This is a genomic window from Streptomyces sp. S.PNR 29 (assembly GCF_030386795.1).
Classification (GTDB): domain Bacteria; phylum Actinomycetota; class Actinomycetes; order Streptomycetales; family Streptomycetaceae; genus Streptomyces.
On the sequence record NZ_JANUQM010000005.1, the window covers coordinates 362818 to 387761 of the forward strand.

General features: G+C 69.6%; 14 protein-coding genes and 1 pseudogene. 9 read left to right on the top strand and 6 right to left on the bottom strand.

Annotation, left to right across the window (positions count from 1 at the left end):
* Positions 1 to 62 precede the first annotated feature (62 nt).
* The 6 genes from NW895_RS16600 to NW895_RS16625 all read right to left on the bottom strand — a co-directional run bounded on the left by NW895_RS16600 (position 63) and on the right by NW895_RS16625 (position 9744).
* Positions 63 to 2903 carry a LuxR family transcriptional regulator gene (locus tag NW895_RS16600; protein ID WP_289936319.1) on the bottom strand — a complete coding sequence of 947 codons (2841 nt, stop codon included), beginning with the start codon at positions 2901 to 2903 and terminating at the stop codon, positions 63 to 65.
* A 179-nt stretch (positions 2904 to 3082) separates the two neighbouring features.
* Positions 3083 to 3697, bottom strand: coding sequence for an FMN reductase (locus NW895_RS16605; RefSeq protein WP_289936320.1), 615 nt, complete (start codon positions 3695 to 3697; stop codon positions 3083 to 3085).
* Positions 3694 to 4779 carry an LLM class flavin-dependent oxidoreductase gene (locus NW895_RS16610; RefSeq protein WP_289936321.1) on the bottom strand — a complete coding sequence of 362 codons (1086 nt, stop codon included), beginning with the start codon at positions 4777 to 4779 and terminating at the stop codon, positions 3694 to 3696. Before NW895_RS16610 ends, NW895_RS16605 begins: the two co-directional genes overlap by 4 nt.
* Positions 4780 to 5377: 598 nt before the next feature.
* A complete protein-coding gene (locus NW895_RS16615; protein ID WP_289936322.1) occupies positions 5378 to 6214 on the bottom strand; it encodes an alpha/beta hydrolase in 837 nt (278 codons plus the stop codon).
* Positions 6215 to 6908: 694 nt separating this feature from the next.
* Positions 6909 to 8213, bottom strand: a complete 1305-nt coding sequence (locus tag NW895_RS16620; RefSeq protein WP_289936516.1) for an RICIN domain-containing protein — start codon at positions 8211 to 8213, stop codon at positions 6909 to 6911.
* A 100-nt stretch (positions 8214 to 8313) separates the two neighbouring features.
* Entirely contained in the window at positions 8314 to 9744 is a 1431-nt protein-coding gene (locus tag NW895_RS16625) for an endo-1,4-beta-xylanase (RefSeq protein ID WP_289936323.1), read from the bottom strand.
* A 688-nt stretch (positions 9745 to 10432) separates the two neighbouring features.
* On the opposite strand from NW895_RS16625, the gene NW895_RS16630 reads away from it, so the two are divergent.
* From NW895_RS16630 to NW895_RS16670, 9 genes and pseudogenes are all read left to right on the top strand, one after another.
* Positions 10433 to 11899: a non-reducing end alpha-L-arabinofuranosidase family hydrolase gene (locus tag NW895_RS16630; RefSeq protein ID WP_289936324.1), complete on the top strand. Its 1467-nt coding sequence runs from the start codon at positions 10433 to 10435 to the stop codon at positions 11897 to 11899.
* 371 nt (positions 11900 to 12270) lie between these two features.
* A complete protein-coding gene (locus tag NW895_RS16635; protein ID WP_289936325.1) occupies positions 12271 to 13491 on the top strand; it encodes a metallophosphoesterase in 1221 nt (406 codons plus the stop codon).
* 335 nt (positions 13492 to 13826) lie between these two features.
* Complete coding sequence (locus tag NW895_RS16640; protein WP_289936326.1) at positions 13827 to 15440, top strand: glycoside hydrolase 43 family protein; 1614 nt, start codon at positions 13827 to 13829, stop codon at positions 15438 to 15440.
* A gap of 542 nt (positions 15441 to 15982) precedes the next feature.
* Positions 15983 to 17113, top strand: a complete 1131-nt coding sequence (locus NW895_RS16645; RefSeq protein WP_289936327.1) for an MFS transporter — start codon at positions 15983 to 15985, stop codon at positions 17111 to 17113.
* Between the two features lie 727 nt (positions 17114 to 17840).
* A complete protein-coding gene (locus tag NW895_RS16650; RefSeq protein WP_289936328.1) occupies positions 17841 to 19319 on the top strand; it encodes a sugar transferase in 1479 nt (492 codons plus the stop codon).
* Positions 19320 to 19401: 82 nt separating this feature from the next.
* Complete coding sequence (locus tag NW895_RS16655; protein ID WP_289936329.1) at positions 19402 to 20718, top strand: nucleotide sugar dehydrogenase; 1317 nt, start codon at positions 19402 to 19404, stop codon at positions 20716 to 20718.
* Positions 20708 to 22002, top strand: a pseudogene (locus NW895_RS16660) (glycosyltransferase family 4 protein). The gene NW895_RS16655 and the pseudogene NW895_RS16660 overlap by 11 nt, the downstream one beginning before the upstream one ends.
* On the top strand, positions 21999 to 23393 hold the full coding sequence (locus NW895_RS16665) for a Wzz/FepE/Etk N-terminal domain-containing protein (RefSeq protein ID WP_289936330.1): 1395 nt from the start codon (positions 21999 to 22001) through the stop codon (positions 23391 to 23393). The pseudogene NW895_RS16660 and the gene NW895_RS16665 overlap by 4 nt, the downstream one beginning before the upstream one ends.
* Positions 23390 to 24943, top strand: a complete 1554-nt coding sequence (locus tag NW895_RS16670) for a Wzz/FepE/Etk N-terminal domain-containing protein (RefSeq protein WP_289936331.1) — start codon at positions 23390 to 23392, stop codon at positions 24941 to 24943. The genes NW895_RS16665 and NW895_RS16670 overlap by 4 nt, the downstream gene beginning before the upstream one ends.
* Position 24944 lies beyond the last annotated feature (1 nt).

Consider the following 24944-nt stretch of genomic DNA (forward strand, 5'->3'; position numbering starts at 1 on the left):
CCGGTGCCCGGACATCACACGGACCGTGCGATGCGGGACGGGCCCCGTATGATACGAAGCGGTTACTCTCCGCTGTCACGGGCGCCGGCCAGGTGGGCCAGCTCCACCCGCGAGGTGATGTCGAGCTTGGTGAAGGCGCGTCGCAGGTGCGAGCTCACCGTGTGCGGCGAGAGGGAGAGACGCTCGGCGACCTGCCGGTTGGTCAGTCCCTGAGCGACGAGCCGCACCACACCGACTTCCGAGACGGTCAGCTCCGGCCAGCCCTTCACGGTTCCCGTGGACGTGGTGCGGCGCCGGACGCCGGCGGCCCGCAGGCGGCTGCGGACGCGCGCGACGTCGCGCTCGGCGCCCGCCTCCGTGTAGAGGGCGAGGGCGGTGTCGAGGTAGGGCACGGCTTCGGACGCACGGGTGGCGGCCAACTTGCGCCCCGCGTCCTCCAGCGCCGACGCACGCGGCAGAAGGCGGGGACAGCCGTCGTACAGGCGTACGGCACGCAGGAGCTGAGCGAGGTCGTTGTCGAGCAGGCCGCGCGCGTGAGCGGCCGATGCCGCCAGGATGGTGAAGTCAGGGTTGAGCCTGGCACGTCGCTCCGCCACGCAGACTGCCACTTCGGCCTTTTCATGGGCACCGGCCCGCAGCGCCATGCGGACGAAGACAGGGGCGTCGGCGGGATCGTCCGGGCTGGCGAGGGAGGGGCGCTTCTCGGGGATCGCAACGGCCGCTTCGTCGAGTAGTCGCACGGCGCGGTCGGGTCGGCCCTCGAAGTCTGCCACCAGCGCCGTCATCCAGGAGCCGACATTGCGGACGAGCGGCGCCTCGTCCCGCAGCATCCGCTCTGCCTGGGCCGCGTACATGCGTGCGGCTTCCTGATCGTTGGTGTGGACGGCGACTCGCACCAGCGTGTACAGGAGTGTGGCGTCGGCGAAATTGCCCATGCCCAGCTCGTCGACCATCGCCGACGCGGCTTCCGCCTCGGCCCGGGCATCCGCCAGCCGCCCGGCGTCCAGAAGTGCGCGCGAGCGGTTCATGAGCCACAGGAGCATCGCGGCGGCCTGGCTCTGGCGCCGGGTGTCCCGGACGCCGGCCTCGGACTCCGCGAGCGCCTCACCGGACCGCCCTGCCGCGTTCAGCAGGAACGCCTTCCACAGTGCTTCCGGCACCCACAGGGAGTGGGCGATGCCGAGGTCGGTCGCCAGTGCGGCGGCCCGGTCCGCCTGCCGGAACGCCGCTCCCCAGTCCATCCGGTAGAAGAGCACGACCGAGTCGACGGCGATAGCGGTGGCCTCGGCACCCCGCTCCCCCGCCTGCGCAGCGGCGTCCAGCGCCTCGGTCACGGCGTGGGCGCATGCCGTCATGTCCCCCATGTTCGCCAGGTTGAGGCACAGCAGCGCCAGCAGCTGGGCCCGTAGCGGTGCCGGCAGACCGGGCAGCGCAGCCCCGGCACGGGCCTGCCGGACCGCTTCCATGAAGTCGAACTGGCTGGACAGGCGCGCCAGCCCCATGCGCACCTGTGCCTCGTCCTCGGGGCGGAGGATCCCGGGCAGGGTCGATGCACCGAGCGCCTTGGCACGCGCGGCCTGCCCGCTCTGCCACAACAGAAGGATCGTTTCGGCAACGATCGCGGGCCGTTCCGGCGCGTCCTCGGGGGTCAGCTCCAGGGCCCGACAGCTGAGTTCGGCCGCCGGCGTGGACGCGGTGGACGCGAGTTCCGCCGCAGCGGTACGCAACCGCTCGACGGCCAGACGGTCACCGGCCTCCGCGCTGTCGGCCAGGAGCGTGGCGGTCTCCACAGCGGGCGCACCCTGTGCCAGCAGCACGTCGGCGGCATGACGACGCAGGGCCCGGCGTACGGAGACCGGCAGTCCGGCTTCGACCGCCTCGCGGATCAGGTCGTGGCGGAAGTACAGACGTCCGTTCCGTTCGACCAGCAGGTCGGAGTCGAGGGCCTCCCGCACCGCGGTGAGCAGTGCGGCGGCCGGTCTCCCGAGCAGCTCGGCCAGCAGCTCCACGGTGACCGAGCGGCCCACGGCGGACGCGGTCTGCACGACGTCGCGGGCCGGTTCGGACAGCAGATCGATGCGGCGCCCGACGGTGGACAGCAGACGTGCTGGAATGGCTTGGCCCGACAGCCGGGCCACGTCGTCCGCGACGGTGACGAAGTCCTCGTCCCGCAGCCCGCCGAGCATCTCCACGAGCAGCAGCGGCAGACCCTCGGCGCGAAGAGCGACCTTCAGGACCTCGGAGTCGGGCACCGCGCCCAAAACGTCCTCGGCGATCTGCGCCACAGCCTCGTCCGCGAGCGGTCCAAGGCGCAACTCGTGCCCGCCGGCCTGTCGCAGTCGGTCCAGTGCCCCCCGCACCAACGGGCTCGTGGTCCCGCGGCGAACGGCCACCAGCCAAAGGATCGCGTGCGACGACAGCCTGGCCGAGAGGGTGCGGACAGCGAGAAGGGTCAGGTCGTCGCACCACTGAAGGTCGTCGAGAACAATGAGCAGCGGCCTGTCGAGGGCCATCTGCTCCAGCCGGTCCTGCAGTTCCTGGAGCAGCCAGAACCGCTGGTCAGGGGCCGTGGAGAGCTCCCGCAGCTTCTCGGCGTCGAGCAGAGGTTCGACGCCGGACTGCAGCCCGTCCAGCAGCGGGCCGAGCGGCACGAAGTGTTCGTCGGGGTCCGCGCCGCCCAGGAACGTGCGAAAGCCGCGCCGCACCGCGGCGGCGTGTCCCTCCGCCAGGAGCCGGCTCTTGCCACTGCCCGGCGCGCCCTCGACGCACACGACCCCGCCGAGGCCACGGGCGAGGGCGTCAAGTCGTGCGTCGAGGAATGCCAGTTCCTCGTCCCGGCCGCGCACCGGTGCCTGCGCGGCACCCGTTCCCCCGACAAGGAGCCGCTTCGTGAACCGGTCCACGCACCATCCTCATAAGCCATGGCCGCACGGAATGCGACTACGGCAGGCGTGCGACGAGGTGAATCTGCACGAAGCATGCTATATGCGCGCCGGAACGCAGGAGTGTCCTCCTTCATGGAGGTGCTCGCCCCCAGCGCCGGAGGCGGCCCTCGCAGTGGTGCGCTCCGCCAGGGTCGGCTTCAGTCGAACCGCAGGTCGGAGAGCTGCCGCTCGAGCGCGGTGATGTCGTCCTCGGGCGCCTCCCCGGCCGGTCGGGCGGCCATCATGGCGGCCAGCTCCCCGCCCGCCCGCCGTATGCGCGCGGGCAGCCCCGCGGTGTACTCGTCGCCGTCGGAGCCCCAGTCCTCGGACGCCGCGTACACCGCGGTGGGGACGACGGCGGCGCGCAGGTAGGCGAAGAGCGGGCGCAGGGCGTGTTCCAGGACCAGGGAGTGGCGGGCCGTGCCTCCGGTGGCCGCGACGAGGACCGGCTTGCCGGTGAGGGCGTCCGGGTCGATCAGGTCGAAGAAGGACTTGAACAGCCCGCTGTAGGAGGCGGTGAACACGGGGGTCACGGCGATCAGGCCGTGAGCGCCCGTCACCGCGTCGATGGCGGCGGCCAGGGGCGGCGGAGGGAATCCGGTCACGAGGTTGTTGGCGACGGCGACGGCCAGCCCCCGCAGCTCGATGACCTCGGTCTCCACCTCCTGGCCACGGGCGGCGAGTTCGCCGCGGGCCGACTCGGCGAGACGGTCCGCGAGCAGGCGGGTGGAGGACGGGGTGCTCAGCCCCGCGGACAAGGCGACGAGCTTCATGCGGCGGGCACCTCGCGAACGGCTCGCAGCGACTCGTGCGTGGGAGCGTCCGGCACATCGGCCGGGCGGCCGATCGCGAACTCCTTCCGCAGCACGGGCACCACCTCTTCGCCGAGGATGTCGATCTGTTCCAGCACGGTCTTCAGGGGCAGGCCCGCATGGTCCATCAGGAACAGCTGTCGCTGGTAGTCGCCGACGGTCTCACGGAAGGACAGGGTCCGCTCGATGACCTGCTGGGGAGAGCCCACCGTCAGCGGGGTCTGCTCGGTGAACTCCTCCAGCGAGGGGCCGTGCCCGTAGACGGGCGCGTTGTCGAAGTAGGGGCGGAACTCCCGCACGGCGTCCTGGGAGTTCTTCCGCATGAAGACCTGCCCGCCGAGACCGACGATCGCCTCCTCGGGCCGGCCGTGACCGTGGAAGGCGTATCGCCGCCGGTACAGCTGGACTATCTGCCTCGTGTGGTGGGCGGGCCAGAAGATGTTGTTGTGGAAGAAGCCGTCGCCGTAGAAGGCCGCCTGCTCGGCGATCTCCGGCGAGCGGATCGAGCCGTGCCAGACGAACGGCGGTACGCCGTCCAGCGGGCGCGGCGTGGAGGTGAAGCCCTGCAGCGGCGTACGGAACTGCCCCTCCCAGTTCACGACGTCCTCGCGCCACAGCCGGCGCAACAGGGCGTAGTTCTCCTTGGCCAGGTTGATGCCCTGCCGGATGTCCTGGCCGAACCAGGGGTAGACCGGTCCGGTGTTGCCACGGCCCATCATCAGGTCGACCCGGCCGTCGGCCAGGTGCTGGAGCATCGCGTAATCCTCGGCGATCTTCACCGGGTCGTTGGTGGTGATCAACGTCGTGGCGGTGGAAAGGATCAGCTTCTCGGTACGGGCGGCAATGTAGCCGAGCATCGTGGTCGGGGACGACGGCACGAACGGCGGGTTGTGATGCTCACCGGTCGCGAAGACGTCGAGGCCGGCCTCTTCCGCCTTCAGCGCGATGGCGACCATCGCCTTGATGCGCTCACGCTCCGAGGGGGTACGGCCGTTGGTCGGGTCGGGGGTCACGTCCCCCACCGAGAAAATTCCGAACTGCATGGGGCCTCTTCATTCCGGCAACTGTGTGGATGCCGGAAATGTAGGCAGCGGTCGGACGGTCGTCATGCCTGTGCGTGCAGGGGTGCTTGCCCGTGAGTGCCCTGTCCCGGCCCGCGTTGTGGGTCGCTGCCTGTGCAACCGCAACCGTGCAGCCTGAGTCAAGCGCAGTGGCGCTCGGGGGCAATCGTCGTACCCGGTCGGCTGTCTGGTGGCGGGGCCACAGGGCGGCGTTCATGTCGCCCACACACACCGGTGGGCCCCGGCGGACGCCTGCTGTCCCAGGCGCAGCGAAGGCGCCTTGACACGGCACGTGCCGTACTGAGGCGTCCACCGATGCCTGCTGCTCGACGAGCCGGTGGCCGGTCTGGACCACCCCACCGCCGAGGCGCTCCTGGCCGCACTGCCCGACACCGCACTCGTGATCGCCCTGTAGGAGCAGGACCTCACCGAACTCAAGCGGATGCCAACAGCGGTCGTTCACTCGGGCAGGCCGCCGAACGGCCGCTCCATCCTCAGCAGGTGGACTCACGGCGGGGACAACAACCTCGGACATGCGGGAGCCGGGCCGCCTTCGACAGACGGCCCGGCTCCCGTGTGATTACTTCCGCAGGAAGGTGAGGAGTGCCGAGTTGACCTCCTCCGCGTGGGTCCAGAGCAGGCCGTGCGGGGCGCCCTCGATCTCCACGTAGTCAGCGGACGGGAGCGCCTTGTGGAACGGCCGCGCCGTTCCCTCGACGGGCAGGATGCGGTCGCCCGTGCCGTGCAGGATCAGGGCCGGCACGTCGATGGCCGGTATGTCGGCCCGGAAGTCCGTGTACCAGGTCGAGGGCGCGGCGGCGGCTGCGAAGAAGCCACCGCCCCCAGCGACGTTCCAGCTGTTGCGGACGGCCTCCTCACTGATCCGGGTGCCGAGGTTCTCGTCGAGGTTGTAGAAGTCCTGGTAGAAGCTGGTGTAATACGCGTAGCGGTCAGCCTTGACGGCCGCGACGACGCCGTCGAAGAACTCCTTCGGTGCGACGCCGGCCGGGTTGTCGTCACTCTTGAGCAGGCAGGGCTCCAGCGAGGCCAGGAAAGCGACCTTGGCGACTCGGGCGGAGCCGTAAGTGGACACGTACCGGGCGACCTCCCCGGTGCCCATCGAGAACCCGACGAGAACGGCGTCCCGCAGGTCGAGGGTCTCCATCACGGTGTTCAGATCGGCCGCGAAGGTGTCGTAGTCGTAGCCGGCCGTCGGCTGACTGGACTGCCCGAAACCGCGGCGGTCGTAAGTGATGACGCGGTAACCGGCGTCGAGCAGCACGGCACTCTGCCTCTCCCAGGAGTGGCCGTCGAGCGGGAAGCCGTGAATGAGGACGACCGGCTGCCCGGTTCCGTGGTCCTCGTAGTAGAGGTCGATGGTCGTGGAGTTCTCCTGGCCCACTGTGATGAACGGCATGCGTTGATCCCTTCGTTCGCGAATGAGTGTGCGTGGTTACGGACTCGGTCACGCTAGGACGGGCGCCGCACGGGCAGTTGTCGCCGAGTGCACCAGTCCTTGCCCGCCCACGCAGGGATGCCGGGTCGGCATGCCAGGCCAGGCACATACCCGCCACGCTTGTCACTCAGCGTGCCTGCGGCAATCCTGCGGATGGGCCGGGCCTCCCGGGTCGCCACTGCCCTGGCAGTGGCAAGCTGTGGGGAGAATCTGGGGAGTCTCGACGGCTGTGGGGAGCGCGTGGGGAGAATCGGCTGCGTGACGCGAGACCATGCTGAAAGATGCCGAAAGACTCATCTTCGCAGGCCAGAGGCGGCCGGAGTCGCGTCGTCGCAGGTCAGAACCGCCAAGTAGACGACTTCAAGAAGACCTCCTCGTCTCCGGATTCCCGAAGCGTGGCCCGCCGGCCATGCCCGACCCGGGCCTCGCCCGGTTCACGACCAAGATCCGGACCATAGGCGGGCCAGAATCCACCAGCTGCCCTTTGAACCTCGCATCCGCGCTGGTGAGGGCCCTGCGAGGGGTGTACCACCAGCAGACGAAGAACCTTCTTTGCTCCTACAGCCCGAAGAAGCTTGGTTTCTTCTAGAGCGTGAAGTGGGTTCGACGGAGTGGAGCCAGGACCGTCCTGGCTCCACTCCGCGGTGCGGGCGGGTCACTGGAACTGTGCGAAGAACCTCCAGATCTCTGCCTTGGTCCAGGTGGCGACGCCGCTTTCGTTGGGGGAGCCGTCGACGGGACCGGGCATGTGGCCTCCGTCGAACGCGGCCCATTGGACCGGGTATCCGGCACGGCAGCCCGCGTAGGTGGTGGTGATGTGCGTTCGGCTGCCCGGTGCGGGCTCGCGCGGGCTCTGGGGGGTGCAGCCGTTGTTGCTGACGAATCGGTCGCGCAGGGACCGTCCTTGCGCGATGTTGAGGACGGAGTCGCTGATGCCGTGGATCCCGAAGTAGGCGATGGGCTGGGTGCCGCCGCTGCACCCGCTGATCTGAGCGCCGGACATGACCGCGACGGCCCTGAAGACGTTCGCCCGGCTGCACGCGAGCGCGTAGCTCATACCGCCGCCCCAGCTGAATCCCGTGGCGAAGCGCTGTGCCGGGTTGACACAGAGGCCGCCCTCGATTCGCCGGATCATGTCGTCGACGAAGGTGACGTCCTCACCGCCCGAATTGGCCCAGCCGTTGCCGAGGCCCTGGGGGGCGACGAGGATCGCGGTGTTGTTCGACTGTTCCTGTTGGCCGTAGTAGGACCAGGCGCTCCCGCTCGTGCCGCCCGAGGCGACCTCGCCGGCGGTTCCGCCCCGCCAGTGGAACGCGAAGATCAGCCGGTAGGGGTGGCTGTTGTCGTAGTTGGCGGGAACCCTGAGGATGAAGCTGCGGGTCTTACCGCCGCTCTGAATCGTGTGCGTACCGCTCGCCAGAGTCGGGGCCCTGCCGCATCCGCCGGCGCCGCCATCGGACGACAGCTTGATCATCTGCCATTGCTGGTTGGCGCCGCCCCAGTCGGTGTACTGGACGACGTTGCCGCCGTCGGCGGTGGAGGCGCCCTGCACCTCCACCGCCTTGCTGCTGGTGCGGTTGATCAGCCGGACGTGGCCCGCGTCGGAGTCGGCCAGGCGAAACTGCTGGTTGGCCCCGTTGTGGTCGGCCCACTGCTGGATCGCGGCGCCGTCTGCGGTCGAGGCGCCGGCCACGTCGAGAACCTTGCCCGAATGCCGGGCCTTGAGCCGGTAGAAGCCGTCGCCGGAGTCCACGAACTGCCACTGCTGGTTGGCTCCGTCGTTGCGCGTCCACTGGCTGACCCGCGCCCCGTCGGCGGTGGACGAGCCGGAGACGTCCAGCGCCTTGCCGCTGTTGCGATTGACCAGGACGTACCAGGCATTGGTGTCCACCGTCGCCGCCTCGGCGGGCGCCGGACTCACCGCGGTGAGCATGCCGATCGCGAGGGTCGCCGCCACCACGGCGGCGACCCGGGACCACCAGCGATGTCGTCGTGGAGGGGCGGGGGAAGCCGCACCATAGGGCTTCATCGATTCACCCTTTCGTCTGTGGCGGGCCCCATCAGGTGCGGGTCCAGCGTTGGTTGCTGCCGTTCGAGCAGGAGTAGAGCTGGATCAGGGTGCCGTTGGCGGTGCCGCCCGCGACGGCGTCGAGGCAGAGGCCGGACTGGACGCCGACGATGGACCCGTCGGAGTTGAGGCGCCATTTCTGGTTGTCGCCGCCCCAGCAGCTGTAGATCTGGACTTTGGCGCCGTTGCCGGTGCCGGCGGCGTCCAGGCACTTGTTGCCATAGACCCTGAGCTCGCCGGCTGCGGTGTACGTCCACTGCTGGTTGGTGCCGTTGTGGCAGTCCCACAGGTTGAGCTGGGTGCCGTCGGTGGTACTGGCGCCGGGCACGTCCAGGCAGCGGCCCGAACCGACGCCCTTGATCTGTCCGGAGTCCGAAGGGGGCGTGGAGGTGCCGCCGTTGAGTGCGTTGAGGACGGCGGTGTAGGCGGGCTTCTTGCTGCCGTCGCCGTTGAACAGCAGCGGCGTCTGCCCCGCTCGCCAGGAGTCGGTGTCGCGCACACCCCAGACGGTGATGCCGAGGCAGCGCGGGACGGCCAGGCAGTCGTTGGTCACGTTGGCGTAGGTCGTGGCCGAGGCGCCCTGGATGTCGAGTTCGGTGATGGCCACGTCGACGCCGAGGGCCGCGAAGCTCTGCAGGGTGGTGCGGAAGTTGCTGTTGTACGGGCTGTCGTTGTTGAAGTGCGACTGGAAGCCGACGCAGTCGATCGGCACGCCGCGCTGCTTGAAGTCTCGGACCATGGCGTACACGGCCTGGGTTTTGGCCCAGGTCCAGTTCTCGATGTTGTAGTCGTTGTAGCAGAGCTTGGCGGCCGGGTCGGCGGCGCGCGCGGTGCGGAAGGCGACCTCGATCCAGTCGTTGCCCGTGCGTTGCAGGTTGGAGTCGCGCCGGGCTCCCGAACTGCCGTCGGCGAAGGCCTCGTTCACGACGTCCCACTGGACGATCTTGCCCTTGTAGTGGGCCATCACGCCGTTGATGTGGTTGATCATCGCCTGGCGCAGCGTGCTGCCGCTGAGGCTCGCCATCCAGGCCGGCTGCTGGGAGTGCCAGGCCAGGGTGTGGCCGCGCACCTGCTTGCCGTTCTGCACCGCCCAGTTGTAGACGCGGTCACCGGCGGCGAAGTTGAACTGGCCCCGCTGCGGTTCGGTGGCGTCGATCTTCATCTCGTTCTCGGCCGTCACCGAGTTGAACTCACGGCCCGCGATCGTCGTGTAAGCCGAGTCGCCCAGCCTGCCCGAGGCGATGGCGGTGCCGAAGTAGCGGCCGCTCTGCGCCGCCGCGGCGCCGAGCGTGTTCTCGGCGGCGTGTGCGGCCGGCGGCGCGATCAGTGCGGCGACCGCAGGGAGGACGCCTAGGACCAGCGCCAACAGCAGGCCGTGGATCTTCCGGCGGATAACGGGTCTGGGAAGGGCATGCGTGCCCATGACTGTGCCTCCAAGGTAGAGATCACGGAAGGACTGAAGCGCAGGGGGATGCGTCGTCCGCTCCCCTTCGGCAGACGGACGGACGGTCGGTGGGACCGGGACTATCTCAGCCGGCACGGACGGCACCCGGTCGGTCGTCGGGTGGCGTACGGCGGGCGGCGGCGGTGTTTCGACAGAGGCATGGGGGTACTCCATCGCGGCTCAGCCGGGGGACCGCCACGCGGCGTCGCACCTGTCCCACTGCGCGAAGAGCCAGGATGCGCTGGTGCGAATTTCACCGGAACGTGACGGGGTGGCGCAGGCTTTGGTGCGCGGATCTGTCGTGCGGCTATGCGTGGGTCTGCCGTGCAGCACAGCCATGGTTCGATATTTCGAACTACGACCGGCCTTCAGGCAGGGATGATTGAGGTATTGACGATGGATCGTCAATACTCCCTGCAGAAAAATTTCGTTCCCCGCCCGAAACTTTCCGGCAACTCCGGCGAGCGGGACAGCGGAGCCCCGATCCGAGGGGAGGCGCATTGTGGACAGATCAGCGACAGACCTTGACCAGAAGGCCCAGCATTCCTAGCTTGTGGCGTCAACGCATTCGGAAATCCTTCGAAACATTCGAGATTCCCCTCCCCCAGTACGTCCGCTCTGCGGTTCATCGGGTCACCTCACCCCCGCCCCCAAAGGAGGCCCTCTGATGTGGTTTCGCCACCCGTCCCCGGTCCGTCCAAGACGCTTACTCGCCGTCCTCGCGCCCTTGCTGCTCGTGGCTACCTTCCTCGGCGCCCAGCCCGCCGGCGCGGCGACCATAGACCCCAACGCCTCGTATGTGCTGGTCAACCGCAACAGCGGCAAGGCCCTTGATGTCTACAACATGGCGACCAACGATGGCGCCCGCATCACCCAGTGGACCAGGAACGATCAGAACCAGCAGCAGTGGCAGTTCGTCGATTCCGGGGGCGGTTACTACCGCATCAAGTCCCGCCACTCCGGCAAGGTCCTGGACGTCCACAACTGGTCCACCGCCAACGGGGGCTCGATCGTCCAGTGGTCCGACCTGAACGGCACCAACCAGCAGTGGCGGCTGGCCGACAGCTCGGACGGTTACGTGAGGCTGATCTCGCGCCACAGCAACAAGGCCCTCGAAGTACAAGGTGCCTCCACCGCCGACAACGCGAACGTCGTCCAGTACGACGACTGGGGCGGCACCAACCAGCAGTGGCAGCTCGTCAAGGTCGGCGCCGGCGTCCCCGGCCCGTGCGATCTTCCATCGACATACCGCTGGACATCAACGGGCGCGCTGGCGCAGCCCAAGCCGGGGTGGGTCTCGCTCAAGGACTTCACCGTCGTCCCCTACAACGGCAGGCAACTCGTCTATGCGACGACGCACGACACGGGGACGCGCTGGGGCTCGATGAACTTCGGCCCGTTCACCAATTGGTCGGAGATGGCCTCGGCCAGCCAGAACACGATGTCGACCTCCACCGTCGCGCCCACGCTCTTCTACTTCGCGCCGAAGAACATCTGGGTGCTCGCCTACCAGTGGGGCAGGACCGCCTTCTCCTACCGGACGTCGAGCGACCCCACCAACCCCAATGGCTGGTCATCCGAGCAGGTGCTCTTCTCCGGAAGCATCTCCGGCTCCGGAACAGGACCCATCGACCAGACGCTCATCGGTGACGGGACGAACATGTACCTGTTCTTCGCCGGTGACAACGGCAAGATCTACCGGGCCAGCATGCCGATCGGGAACTTCCCGGGCAGCTTCGGCACTACCTCGACCGTGGTCATGAGCGATACGACGAACAACCTGTTCGAAGCCCCGCAGGTCTACAAGCTGCAGGGCCAGAACCGCTACCTCATGATCGTCGAGGCGATCGGCTCGCAGGGCCGCTACTTCCGCTCGTTCACGGCCACCAGCCTGAACGGCTCATGGACACCCCAGGCCACGACCGAGAGTCATCCCTTCGCCGGCAAGGCCAACAGTGGCGCCACCTGGACCAACGACATCAGCCATGGCGAACTGATCCGCACCAGCCCCGATCAGACCATGACCGTCGACCCCTGCAATCTGCAGTTGCTCTACCAGGGACGCAGCCCCAACTCCGGCGGCGACTACGGCCTCCTGCCCTACCGTCCGGGTCTGCTGACACTGCAGCGCTGACGGCGTGAGACGAGTCCGGCTCCGGCATGGAGCCGACGTGGCGGGCTCGGCGGAAGGCCGAGCCCGCCCGGGTCATGCGACAACGCCGGCGCGCATATGGGTGAGTGAACATCGCCCCGGCCCCTTGGGCACTCCAGCGCGCGGCGGCGACGCGGTTTCCCGACGCCTGCATGATGACGTCGTGGAAGGAGAGCCGGCCCGCCCGGCGCGTCCGGTGGTCCCGCTCAGGCCATCGTCACGCCGGGACACGCTCCACCGGCGGCAGTACCAAGCCGGGGCAGAGCGCCCTGATCGCCCATGAACGCCGGTCCGGTCTGCCCAAGGCGACCGGATACAGTGCGCGAGACGGCAGCCTGGTCAGGGAGGCAAGCGTGACCGACACCAGCAACACCCGGCCCGCCGAGGGTGCAGCGCAAGCTCCGCGGCAGAGCCGACTGCACCGCCTGATGCGCTACATGCCTCTGATCGCCCCCGTCCTGCTGTGGACCGTGCCCTGCTGGGTGCTTCTGCACACCGGCCAGCACTGGCCGCAGCCCGTCACGCTGGTCGGCACCGCCCTGTTCGTCCTCGGCCTCATATGTATGCCACTGGCGATGGTGCGCGGCCACGGCCGGCGTCAGCACGACCGGGCGGCGATCCTCGGTGACACCCTGTTGGGCGCGAGCTGGGTTCTGTTCACCTGGTCCGTTCTGCTCGGCGTCTTCTTGCGGCTCGCCCTGACCGTGGCCGGCGTCGGCGAGAGTCAGGACCGGGCCCGAATCGTCACCTGGACCGTCCTGGGTGTGACCGCCGTACTGCTCGCCTGGGGATACGCCGAAGCCCGGCGCGTGCCGCGCGTGCGCCGACTCGACGTGCAACTTCCACGGCTGGGTGCCGGGTTGGACGGCATCCGCGTCGTCCTCATCACCGACACCCACTACGGCCCACTCGATCGCGTCCGCTGGTCGGCACGGGTGTGCGAGACGGTGAACACCCTGGAGGCCGACCTGGTCTGCCACACCGGCGACATCGCGGACGGCACGGCCGAACGCCGCCGCGCCCAGGCCGCCCCACTCGGAACAGTGCGGGCCACCCGGGCCCGTGTGTACGTCACCGGCAACCACGAGTACTACAGCGAGGCTCAGGGCTGGATCGACCTGATGGACGAGCTGGGCTGGGAGCCGCTGCGCAACCGCCATCTGCTGCTCGAACGCGGAGGCGACACCCTCGTGGTCGCCGGCGTGGACGACGTCACCGCCGAGTCCTCCGGCCTGGCAGGCCACCGCGCCCACCTCGCCGGAGCCTTGAGCGGCGCCGACCCCGACCTACCCGTCCTGCTCCTGGCGCACCAGCCGAAGTTCATCGACCGAGCGGCAGCCGCCGGCATCGACCTCCAGCTCTCCGGCCACACCCACGGCGGCCAGATCTGGCCCTTCCACCATCTCGTCCGCATCGACCAGCCCGCCCTCGCCGGCCTCAGCCACCACGGCTCCCGCACCCTCCTCTACACCAGCCGCGGCACCGGCTTCTGGGGCCCGCCGTTCCGCGTCTTCGCCCCCAGCGAGATCACCCTGCTCGTGCTCCGCTCCCCGCACCTGCCCACCTCGACGTAACGGCCACGTTTTACCGAGACATCGAGGCAGCCCGGCGTGGACGTTGCGGATCGACCCGTCGGAGGTGATGGTCCACGTCTGGTTGGACAGGCCGATCTTCCGAATGTTTCGAATGTGCTTGCGCATCATGCGAGGGGTATTGACGGGGCCGGCCGGGCTCCTATCATCCAGGATGCTCGACAACCCGATCTGCGTTCGACATCACGAACCCTGTGGATCGACCTCGGTCACTTCCCACCGCACGAACCAGGGGCACTCCCGAGTCAACCCCGGACCACAACGGCCGGGCCGCACAAGGAGACTGACACATGGATATGTCATGCCCTCATCAAGGCATGCCTCGTCGGCGGGCGCTGGCCGCCGCCACCGGCCTGGTCACCGGCGCGTTCCTGCCTGCCTCCCGGGCCGCCGCCTCCGCTCCGGCCCAGGGGCCGGCCCTCGCGGCCGCCGCGGACTACACGAACCCGGTGATCTGGCAGGACTTCGCGGACATCGACGTCATCCGCGTCGGCGGCACCTATTACGCCTCGGCCTCGACCATGCACTACTCGCCGGGCGCGCCTGTCCTGCGTTCGTACGACCTGGTGAACTGGGAGATCGCCGGTCACTCGGTGCCCGTCCTCGACTTCGGCGCCAAGTACGACCTGAACGGTTCCCGTGGCTATGTCAGAGGGATCTGGGCGTCGTCGCTGGCCTACCGCCCGAGCAACAGGACCTTCTACTGGCTCGGCCAGATCGACTTCGCCCGGACGTACGTCTACACCGCCACCGCCGTCGAGGGGCCGTGGAGCAGGCTGACGACGATCAGCACTCCCTACTACGACGCGGGGCTGCTCGTCGACAGCGACGACTCCCTGTACGTGGCGTACGGGAACACCACCATCAGTGTGGCCAAGCTGTCGCCCGACGGCCGCAGCCAGGTCCGTACGCAGCAGGTCTTCACGACACCGTCGAGCGTCGGCACCCTTGAGGGCTCCCGCTTCTACAAGATCAACGGGCAGTACTACATCTTCCTGACCCGCCCCGCGAACGGGCAGTACATCCTGAAGTCGTCGAGCGGCCCCTTCGGTCCCTACACCATGCGCCAGGTCCTCCTCGACCTGCGCGGGCCGATCCCCGGCGGTGGCGTCCCGCACCAGGGCGGGCTGGTGCAGACGCAGAGCGGTGCCTGGTACTACATGGCCTTCGTGGACGCCTACCCCGGCGGCCGGATGCCTGCCCTGGCGCCGGTCACCTGGACCCCGGACGGCTGGCCCGTCGTGCAACTCGTGAACGGCGCATGGGGGACCTCGTATCCCAGCCCGGCCGTGCCCACGCCACCCCGCCAAGTCACCCCCATGATCGGCGTCGACACCTTCGACAGCACGACCCTCGCACCGAGATGGGAGTGGAACCACAACCCGGACAACACAAAGTGGTCCGTCGGCAACGGCCTGACCCTGCGCACCGCGACCGTCACCAACGACCTGTACTGGGCCCGCAACACCCTCACGCACCGCATCCAGGGGCCCACCTCCACCGCCACGGTCCGGCTCGACCACTCGGCGATGCGGGACGGCGACCGGGCCGGACTGGCGCTGCTGCGTGACTCCTCCGCCTGGATAGGCGTCAAGCGGGACGGCGGCAGGACGCGGGTGGTGATGGTCAACGGGCTGACCATGGACGGCAACTGGAACACCACCGGCACCGGCACGGAGGTCGCGAGCGCGCCCGTCTCCGGCAATCCGATCTGGCTGCGCGCGAGCGCGGACATCCGCCCCGGTGCGGCACGCCCCGGGACCTTCTCCTACAGCACCGACGGCACCAACTTCACCCGCCTCGGGCCCGCCTTCTCGCTGGGCAACGACTGGCGGTTCTTCATGGGCTACCGCTTCGCCCTCTTCAACCACGCCACGCAGGCCCTGGGCGGCGCGGTCCGCGTCACCCGGTTCGAGCTGTCCACACCCTGAACCGGTCCGGTCCATCGCAGGAGCCGGCGCCGAGCCTCGGCGTCGGCTCTCCTGGCGGCCGGCGCCCTGCTGGTCACCGGTACCGCGGCTGCCGCGCCCGACGTCACCGTCCGGGCATCCGCCCTGGGGGCCCAACAGATCGTCAACGGGGCGGCGGCCCGCGGGCAGCGAGTGCGCGAGCAGCGGCCGGCACCGCTCCCGGTGTTCCAGAACCTGCTGGGCGACGGCTTCATCGAGCGGGCGACGGAGGCCTGAGCAGCCGGTCTCTGCTCCGTCGAGTACGGCGACGGACAAGCGGTTGATCGCGCCGATCTTCCAGCGGTCATCTCAGTTGCAGTAGGTCACGTTTCCCGTTGATCCTTGGCCTACTCGACGAACAAGGGGAGAGCGGTCGTGGGGCTGATTCTGTGCCCGGGAGACGGAGACACGAGCAGCCCGGACGCCGACTCATGACCGACAGGTTCGCGACGAAGGCCACCTATGGCCAGGTCTTCGCGGTCACCCAGTTCCGTGCCATATTCGCGGGTCGGCTGCTCGGCGTCATGTCGGACACGCTGCGGTCCGTCGCACTGGCGGTGCTGGTGTTCAGCCAGACCAACTCTCCGTTGCTGACGGCGACGGCGATGACGATCGGTTTCCTCCCCCAAGCCGCAGGCGGCCTGTTTCTTGCCGCGATGGCGGACCGGTTCTCGCCGCGGACCCTCATCACCACGGGCTACGCTCTCCAGTGCGCGGTCGGGCTGCTGCTCGCGTTCGGACACCTCCCGGTCGCGGCCAGCCTGCTCCTCGTCGCGGCCGTGGCCTGCCTGACACCGGTCACCACCGGGGCCGCGGGCCGAGTCATGGCGGAGGTCCTCACCGGCGACACCTACGTGCTCGGGCGTTCGCTGTCCTACCTCGTCGCCGTTTCGGCGCAGATGGCGGGCATGGCCGCCGGCGGGACGCTGATCGTGTGGCTGGGCGTGGATCGGACGATGCTCGTCACCGCAGGGGCGCACCTGCTCGCGTCGGTGATCAGCCGCCTGTTCCTGTCGCGCACCGAGGCGGTCCGCGCGGGCGGGCCGGTCGTGGCGAACGGGTCGATCGTGCGAAAGACCTTGCAAGGCAACGCCGCGCTCGTCGCCGCCCCCGGGGTCATCGAGCTGATCATGGTCCAGTGCGTGCCCGCCGCGTACTTGGCCGCAGCAGGAAGCCTGCTCATCCCGTACTCCGCGCAGCGTGCGTTCAGCCCGACGGAGACCGGCACCCTCTTGGCAACCACGTCGGTCGGAATGCTCATCGGTGACGTCGTGGTCGGGCGAGCGTTCGCGCCTGCCACCCGGGAACGACTCGTCCTGCCACTGCTGCTGGTGATGGGCACGCCCCCGATCGCGCTCATCCTGGACCTGCCGTATCCGGCGATCGCCGCGGTGTACGTGATCACCGGCGTGGGTTCCGCCTACTTGCTCGGACTGCAGCGACGTTTCCTGGAGGCAGTCCCTTCCGACCGCCAGGGACAGGGTTTCGCCCTGCTCAACACCACCACCATGACCATCCAGGGGATCGGGCCCCTGGTTTTCGGCGTGTTCGCGGAATTCCTCGCGGTCGGCCTCGCGATCGCCCTGACCGGAGTGAGCAGCGTGATCACCACACTCCTCCTGCGCAACGCCATCCGACCACGCCCATCCGGCTGAGGCCGCAGCACCCGACCCCGATCAGAACCAGCGTCACATGCGCGTCAGCGCAGCGTCGAAGCCTTCGCGGCCGGGGGTGAGCCTCCCCCCGGCCAGAGCATGTTCGGAAGCCTTCCGGACGGGTTCTGCCGCCGAGCACCGACATGATCAAGCCGTTCAGCGACAGGCCGTGGTGCACGAACAGCGGGAAGCCGTTGCCGAACTTGCCGCCGTATCAGGCTTGCTGCAGCTCTCCGAGCTGCGGGGGCGGGCGGTGGCAGGCCGGGCGCCGGCGGGCGGTCGCAGATCGGAGAATCCAGTCTCAAAGCTGAGCACAAATTCCACACATCCCCTCTACATACTGACCCCCCATGGTCTAGATTGATCGAGCTTCAGCTATTCGAACACGAAGCGACCGTTAATGATCTATACGTCCGGCGTGACAAACAGCCAGTAGTCGCGTCCCCGGCGGCAGCCGTGGGTTGATCAATTCTTGGAGCCCGAGACGGGTCCTTGGGTGCGGGGAGCATCCGAGGTTTCGACGGGTTCCCGCACTTGGAGAGTCCGGCAGGACATGCGAGTCCGCCCACCGGGGTGGGCTGTTCAAGCAGCGCTGAAACAGCCGGGATGTTGTGCGCCGGGGGGCGGGGGTCTCCCGAGGGGAGGAACAGCGCGGGGGGCGGGGGCCTCCCGGGCGAAAGACAGTGTTGGGCGAACACGTCGAACCACTGGCGACAGGGGGGGTCCTGTGCAGCAGGGGGAATTGGTCGACCCGTTTCCGTCGGCGCGCGGGCGTCTGGCGAACGGTGCAATCAGCCGGCCCGCGATCGACTGGGAGCAGCGGTACCGCCGTGCCGTGATCACCAGCGATACCGTGGCCACCGCCTTCGTGGTGGCGGCTATCGGCAACTTCTTCGGGGCCCGGGACGCCGCCAACTGGCATGAGAAGTGGGGAATTCTCGCATTCGGCACCGAGCTGCTGGTGCTGGGGGCGCTTGCGGTGAGCCGGTCGTGGGCTCCTGCCGTGCTCGGCCAGGGCGCCGAGGAATTCCGCCGGCTCGGACGCTCACTGTTCATGGCGACCGTCGTACTGGCGCTCGGCGGGATCGCCCTCACTTCGCGCAACATCAAACTCTGGATCTTCGTCGCGATCCCCGCGATCGCGCTCATCACCATGATCGCGCGGTATCTGCTGCGCCTCTGGCTGCACAAACAGCGGAAGGAAGGACGGTGTCTGAGACCGGTGCTCGCTGCCGGGAGCCCGGCCACCGTGCGCGACCTGATCACCCGAACCCGCAAGTTCCCGCACCTCGGCTGGCGGGTGGACGCGGTGTGCACGACGGACGGTCTCGGGCTCGACGGTGACCAACTGGACGGAGTGCCGGTCGTCGGCCGGCTGGCGGAGGTCGCGGGCCATGTCCGCCGCGACGGCTACCGTGTCGTCGCCGTCACACCGGACCCGCACTGGTCACCGGACCGGCTGCAGCGGCTGGCGTGGAACCTCGAAGGCAGCGACGCCGAGATGGTCGTGGCCCCCGTCCTGATGGAGGTGGCCGGCCCCCGGCTGCACGTCGACGCGGTGCTCGGAATCCCGCTGCTGCGGGTCAGCATGCCGACCTTCACCGGGGGCCGCCGGGCGATCAAAGGGGTCGTCGACCGGATGGGCGCGGCGGTTCTGCTGATGCTGTTCGCACCGCTGATGGTGCTCATCGGGCTGCTGGTGCTGGCGGACAGCCGGGGCGGGGTGTTCTACCGCCAGCGCAGGGTCGGCAAGGACGGCCGCGAGTTCACCATTCTCAAGTTCCGCACCATGGTCGCCGGAGCTCACGGGGCACGTGCCGAGCTGGCCGACCGCAACGAGGGCGCCGGCCCGCTGTTCAAGCTCCGCCGGGATCCGCGGGTGACCCGGGTGGGAGCGGTGCTGCGCCGGTACTCGATCGACGAGCTCCCGCAGCTCTTCAACGTACTCACCGGATCGATGTCGCTCGTCGGTCCGCGGCCTCCGCTACCGGAGGAGTCCGCCGCGTACGGCCCCGACATCCGGCGGCGGCTGCTGGTCAAGCCCGGACTCACCGGCCTGTGGCAGATCAGCGGACGCAGCGACCTGCCGTGGGAAGAGGCGGTCCGCCTCGACCTGCGGTACGTGGAGGACTGGTCGCTCGCCCTGGACGCGGTGATCTTGTGGAAGACGCTGCGCGCGGTGATCCATGGGCAGGGGGCCTACTGATGCGCGGGGGGTTGCAACTCGACGGTCCCGCCGACGCGTGGACCGCAGGCCGCAAGGGCCTGCCTGGGGGGAGGAACGGGTCGTGAGAGTCAGCGTTTTCGGGCTCGGCTACGTGGGCTGCGTGTCGGCCGCGTGCCTGGCCAGCATGGGTCACGAGGTCATCGGGGTGGACGTCAACCAGGTGAAGGTCGACCTGGTCAACGACGGCAAGGCCCCGGTGGTCGAGGAGCGGATCGGCGAGCTCATCGCCGAGGTCGTGCGGACCGGGGCGTTGCGCGCCACCGGCGACGTCCGCGATGCGGTCATGGACAGCGAGATCTCGCTGGTCTGCGTGGGCACGCCGTCGGAGCCCAACGGCAGCCTGTGCACCACGTACTTGGAGCGGGTCACCGAGGAGATCGGCGCCGCGCTCGCCGAACGCGGCGGGCGGCACACCGTCGTGTTCCGCAGCACCATGCTCCCCGGCACCTGCCTGAACCTGCTGGTACCGATCCTGGAGAAGTACGTCGGCGGCACGGCCGGGGTGGACATCGGGGTCGCGGTCAACCCGGAGTTCCTGCGCGAGGGCACAAGCGTGCGGGACTTCTTCGACCCGCCCAAGACCGTGATCGGCGAGCTCGACCCGGCGAGCGGCGACGCGGTGACGGCGCTGTACGACGGTTTGCCCGGCGAGGTGTTCCGGGTGCCGGTCCCGACGGCCGAGGCGATCAAGTACGCGGACAACGCGTTCCACGGCCTCAAGATCGGCTTCGCGAACGAGCTGGGCGCGGTGTGCCAGGCGCTCGGGGTGGACTCGCACCAGGTGATGGACGTGTTCCTGGCCGACCGCAAGCTGAACATCAGCCCCGCCTACCTGCGGCCCGGCTTCGCCTTCGGTGGCTCCTGCCTGCCCAAGGACCTGCGCAGTCTGGTCCACGCGGCACAGCGGGCCGACGTCTCGGTGCCCATCCTCGCCCACGTGCTGCCCTCCAACTCCGACCATCTGCAGCGCGCGGTGGAGCTGGTCGAGCGCACCGGAAGGCGCCGGGTGGGCCTGTTCGGGCTGTCCTTCAAACCCGGCACCGACGACCTCCGCGAGAGCCCGCTCGTCGAGCTGGCGGAGAGGCTCTTCGGCAAGGGTTACGACCTGAAGATCTACGACGCCAACGTGAGCCTCTCCCGGTTGCTCGGGGCGAACCGCGAGTACATCGAGACCCGGCTGCCGCACCTCGCGCAGCTGCTCGCGGAATCCGTCGACGAGGTGCTGGAGCACGCGGAGGTGTGCCTGGTCGGGACCAGGGACCCGGCCGTGCTGTCGGCGCTGCCCCATGGCGACGGCCCGGTGATCGTCGACCTCATCCGCCTTCCCGACGCCGAGGCGCGCCGGGCCGAACCGGGGTACATGGGCCTTGCTTGGTGACACGTCTTTCGGTGACACGACTTTCGGTGACACAGCCGGCGGCGACCGGCCGGCCCGGCGCGCGCTGATTCTGGTGGAGAACCTGTCGGTGCCGTTCGACCGGCGGGTGTGGCAGGAGTGCACGACGCTGCGCGACGCGGGCTGGGAGGTGCACGTCATCTGTCCCCGGGGGGAGAAGCGGGACACGGAGCCGGAGGCGGAGATCGACGGGGTGCGGATCCACCGCTACCCGTTGCGCGCGGCCACCGGAGGGCCGGCGGGCTACCTGCGGGAGTACGGATCGGCGCTGTGGCACACGGCCCGGCTGGCCCGGAAGGTCGGCCCGGTCGACGTGGTCCACGCCTGCAACCCGCCCGACCTGCTGTTCCTGCCGGCACTGTGGCTGAAGCGGCGCGGCGCGCGGTTCGTCTTCGACCAGCACGACCTGGTACCCGAGTTGTACCTCTCCCGGTTCGGCCGCGGCGAGGATCTGCTCTACCGCGCCGTGTGCGCGCTGGAACGGCTGACCTACCGGGCCGCGGACGTCGTGCTCGCCACGAACGAGAGCTACCGGGACGTCGCGGTGCGCCGTGGCGGTCGACGCCCCGAGGACGTTTTCGTGGTGCGCAGCGCGCCCGCGGTCGACCGGTTCCGACCGGTGCCGCCCGAGCCGGAGTTGAAGCGCGGAAAGCCTCATCTGCTGTGCTACCTCGGCGTCATGGGCCCGCAGGACGGCGTCGACTACGCCTTGCGGGCCCTCGCGAAGCTGCGCGACGAGCTCGGGCGGCGGGACTGGCACGCGGTGTTCGTCGGCGCCGGCGACGCCTTCGACGCGATGGTGGAGCTGTCCCGGCGGCTCGGGCTCTCGGAGCAGGTGCAGTTCACCGGCCGCATTCCGGACGCCGACCTGGTGCGCTACCTGTCCACCGCGGACGTGTGCCTCTCCCCCGACCCGCGCAATCCGCTCAACGACGTGTCGACCATGAACAAGGTCCTGGAGTACATGGCGATGGGCCGGCCGATCGTCTCGTTCGACCTGAAGGAGGCGCGAGTCTCCGCCGGTGACGCCGCCGTCTACGCGCCCGCCGACGACGAGGCCGAGTTCGCCGGGCTCATCGCGGCGCTGCTGGACGATCCGGAGCAGCGGGCCCGGATGGGCAAGCTCGGCCAGGAGCGGATCAGCGGGCCGCTGTCCTGGCGGAACTCGCAAGCGTCGCTGCTCGCCGCCTACGCCGCTGCCTGCCGTGTCCATGTTCCGGCTCGGCGGACGCGCCGGTCCGGGCACAGAGGAGGCAGCGCCGTTGAGTGATGAAACGATACGCCTGGTCACGATCGGGCGGATTCTCCGTCGGCGCCGGCGGCTTCTCGCCATCGTCGCCGTGGTGGGCGCGCTCGTCGGCTACGGCGCCTCTGTGCTGTTCCCGCCGAGTTACACGACGTCGGCATCGGTGCTGCTGGCGGGGCAGTGGGAGGAGCGCGAGCTGCTGACGCAGGCGGAGATCGCGACGAGTTCGGTGGTGGTCGACCGCGCGGCTGCCGCGCTCGGCTGGACCGGGGTCAGCGGCAGCGAGCTGCGGGATCGGGTGAGCGCCAAGGCCGCCAACGGGAACATCATCAAGATCTCGGGCACGGCCGACACCCCGGAGCGCGCGCAGCGGCTCTCCGACCAGGTGGCCCAGCAATTCGTCTCCTTCGCCGCGCGGATCGCGGGCGACAGCACCGACTCCGACGCTGCGGCGGGGACCGAGGCGCTGCGGCAGAAGGTGGCGCAGACCAACCGCCGCATCACCGACCTGGCCGATGCGGCCGATCCGGGGCAGACCGTGGAGAGCGTGCAGGCCCGCACCGAGCTGGAGAAGCTGCGCACCACGCTGCAGGAGGCCATGCAGAAGCTGGACGAGGCCGACCCGGCGACCGACGAGGCCGACATGGTCGTCATGGGGCCGGCGGCCCGTCCGACCGGCGAGGCACCGCCGACCAGGGTGCAACTCATCGTCGCCGGGGCGCTGCTGTTCTTCCTGCTCGCGGTCATCGGCCATCTCGCCGCCGCACGGATGAGCCGCCGATTGCGCACCGAACCGGAGATCGCCGCGGCGCTGGGCTCGGCCCTGCTGGGTACCGTCGACGTGCCTGGTGAACGGCCCGCGCGCCGGCCGAAGGGCCGTGGTCCGGGAGCCTGGATCCGCTGGCTGCTGGGCGTCGACACCCGGTGGGACGTACCGACTCCGCAGCCGTCCGACGAGGCCGGCAGGCAGATCCGCTACCGGCGGGTGTGCGCTCGTCTCCGGGATCAGCTGCCGGCTCCCCGACGGCTGCTGGTTGTCGTCCCGGACGGCGACGAGATCGCCCGCCGGGCCGCCGGGCAGCTCGTCGCCGAGGCCGAGAGCGACGCTTCCCCAAGCTCGTCGAGCAGGGGGAACCCCATGCTGCGAGTGGTGGGTGTTTCGGTGTCCCGGCCGCTGGTGCCGGACCGCGACAACGAGTCCGGTGCCCTGGTCGTGCTCAGCGCGGGCAGCTGGACCGCGGGGGAGCTCGCCGGCCTCGCCGAGGCGTGTGCGGACGCAGGACATGAGGTCGTCGGCACCGTCCTCGCCGGCACGGTCCGGGCCCGTCCGAAGCGGACTGCCGGCGATCCTCCGCATCTCGCCAGGCCGGCGATCGCGGTCGGCGACGACGCGAGGGTGGGTTCAGTGTGACGACGAGCAAGACTTCGGAGTCGTCGACCGCCGCTCCGCTGCTGGACCTGCAGGCGCTGGTGGCGGCGGTGCGCAGGCGCCACCGTCTCTGGTGCTCCTTGGCGCTGCTGGGGCTGCTCGCCGGCGCGGCCGTGGCGGTCCTGCTGCCGCCACCGCCGACCGCGGTGACCACGGTGCTGGTCGCGCATCAGGAGGACCAGCCGAACGACACCGGAACGCTGATCCGCACCGACGTGGAGCTGCTGGGTACCACGCGGATCGCCGAGAAGGCCCTGCGGTCCCTCAAGTCCCCGGAGAACCCCGAGGACTTCATGCGGGACTACCGGGGTGCCGGCTTGACCAACAACCTGCTGCAGATCACGGTGGCAGGTGACAGCGACGCGGAAGCGGTGGCCCGGGCCAAGGCGCTGGCCGATGCGTTCGTCGCGGACCATGTGAAGCGGATGCGGGAAGCCGCGAACGCCGAGGCCGAGGCCCTGCTCGACCAGCGTGACCGCATGCGGGGCGAGCTCGCCGAGGTCAACAAGGCCATCGGAGACCGATCGCCGGAGAGCGACCCGAAGGCGTCGGCGAGCATGGAGACGCTCTTCGCCCGCCGGGCCGAACTCAACTCGCGGATCGCCGATTTCGACCAGCGCGCCGCGGAGGCGCGCACCGGCACGCCCAAGGTCATCGCCGGCACACAGATCGTGGACGCGCCGCGCGCGGTGCGACACTCCCTGCCCAAGGCCGCTGCCACCGACGCCGCGATCGGGCTCGTCCTCGGGCTCGTCCTCGGGCTCGTGCTGGCCGCGGTCGGCACGGTGGTGGCGGACCGCCCCGTGCTGCGCCGGGACATCGCGGCGAACCTGGGCGCCTCGGTCATCGCGGAACTGCCCCGCCGGTCGGGCAGGCTGTGGCAGCGCCGACGGACCCGGGCGGCACACGAACGGCTCACCACGACACTGGCCCGCACCGTGCGCGGCTCCGCGGATCCGGTGTCGTTGCTGGAACTGGGCTGTGCGCGCAGCACGAGCGTGATCGCGCTGAACGTCGCCAGGGCTCTGGCGGCGGAGGGGCCAGTGGTCGTCATCGACGGTCTGCCCGGCCCGCAGTTCGCAGGCCGCCGCCAGAAGCCAGGAGACCCCACCGTGGTCAGCGGCGAGCGTGCCGCGACCGTGCCGCCTCAGCAGCGCCGGCTCGGGGTCGGTTCGGTCGCGCCCGGCACGGCGTGGACCGACCTCCAGTACCTCGGTGGCCAGACCGTGCTCGTCGTGCGCGCCGGGCACGGCAGCGCCACATGGCTGCACACCGTGGCACGGCAGCTGGCGGACCAGCGCATCCCGGTGATCGGGGTGGTGCTGATCGACCCCGATCCGCGTGACCGGACCGACGGCACGCTGTGGGACGGGCTGCACATCGCGCTGCGGGGCCAGAGCGAGCGGCTGGCCCGGCAGAACGGTGGGGGTACCTCCCACGCCGTTCAGGCAGTGGGGGAGGGCCAGGTGCGGAACGAGCGGCTGCCGATGTGGGCCGCACGAGTCCCGGACAGCGACCAGGAGGCGCGGTAGG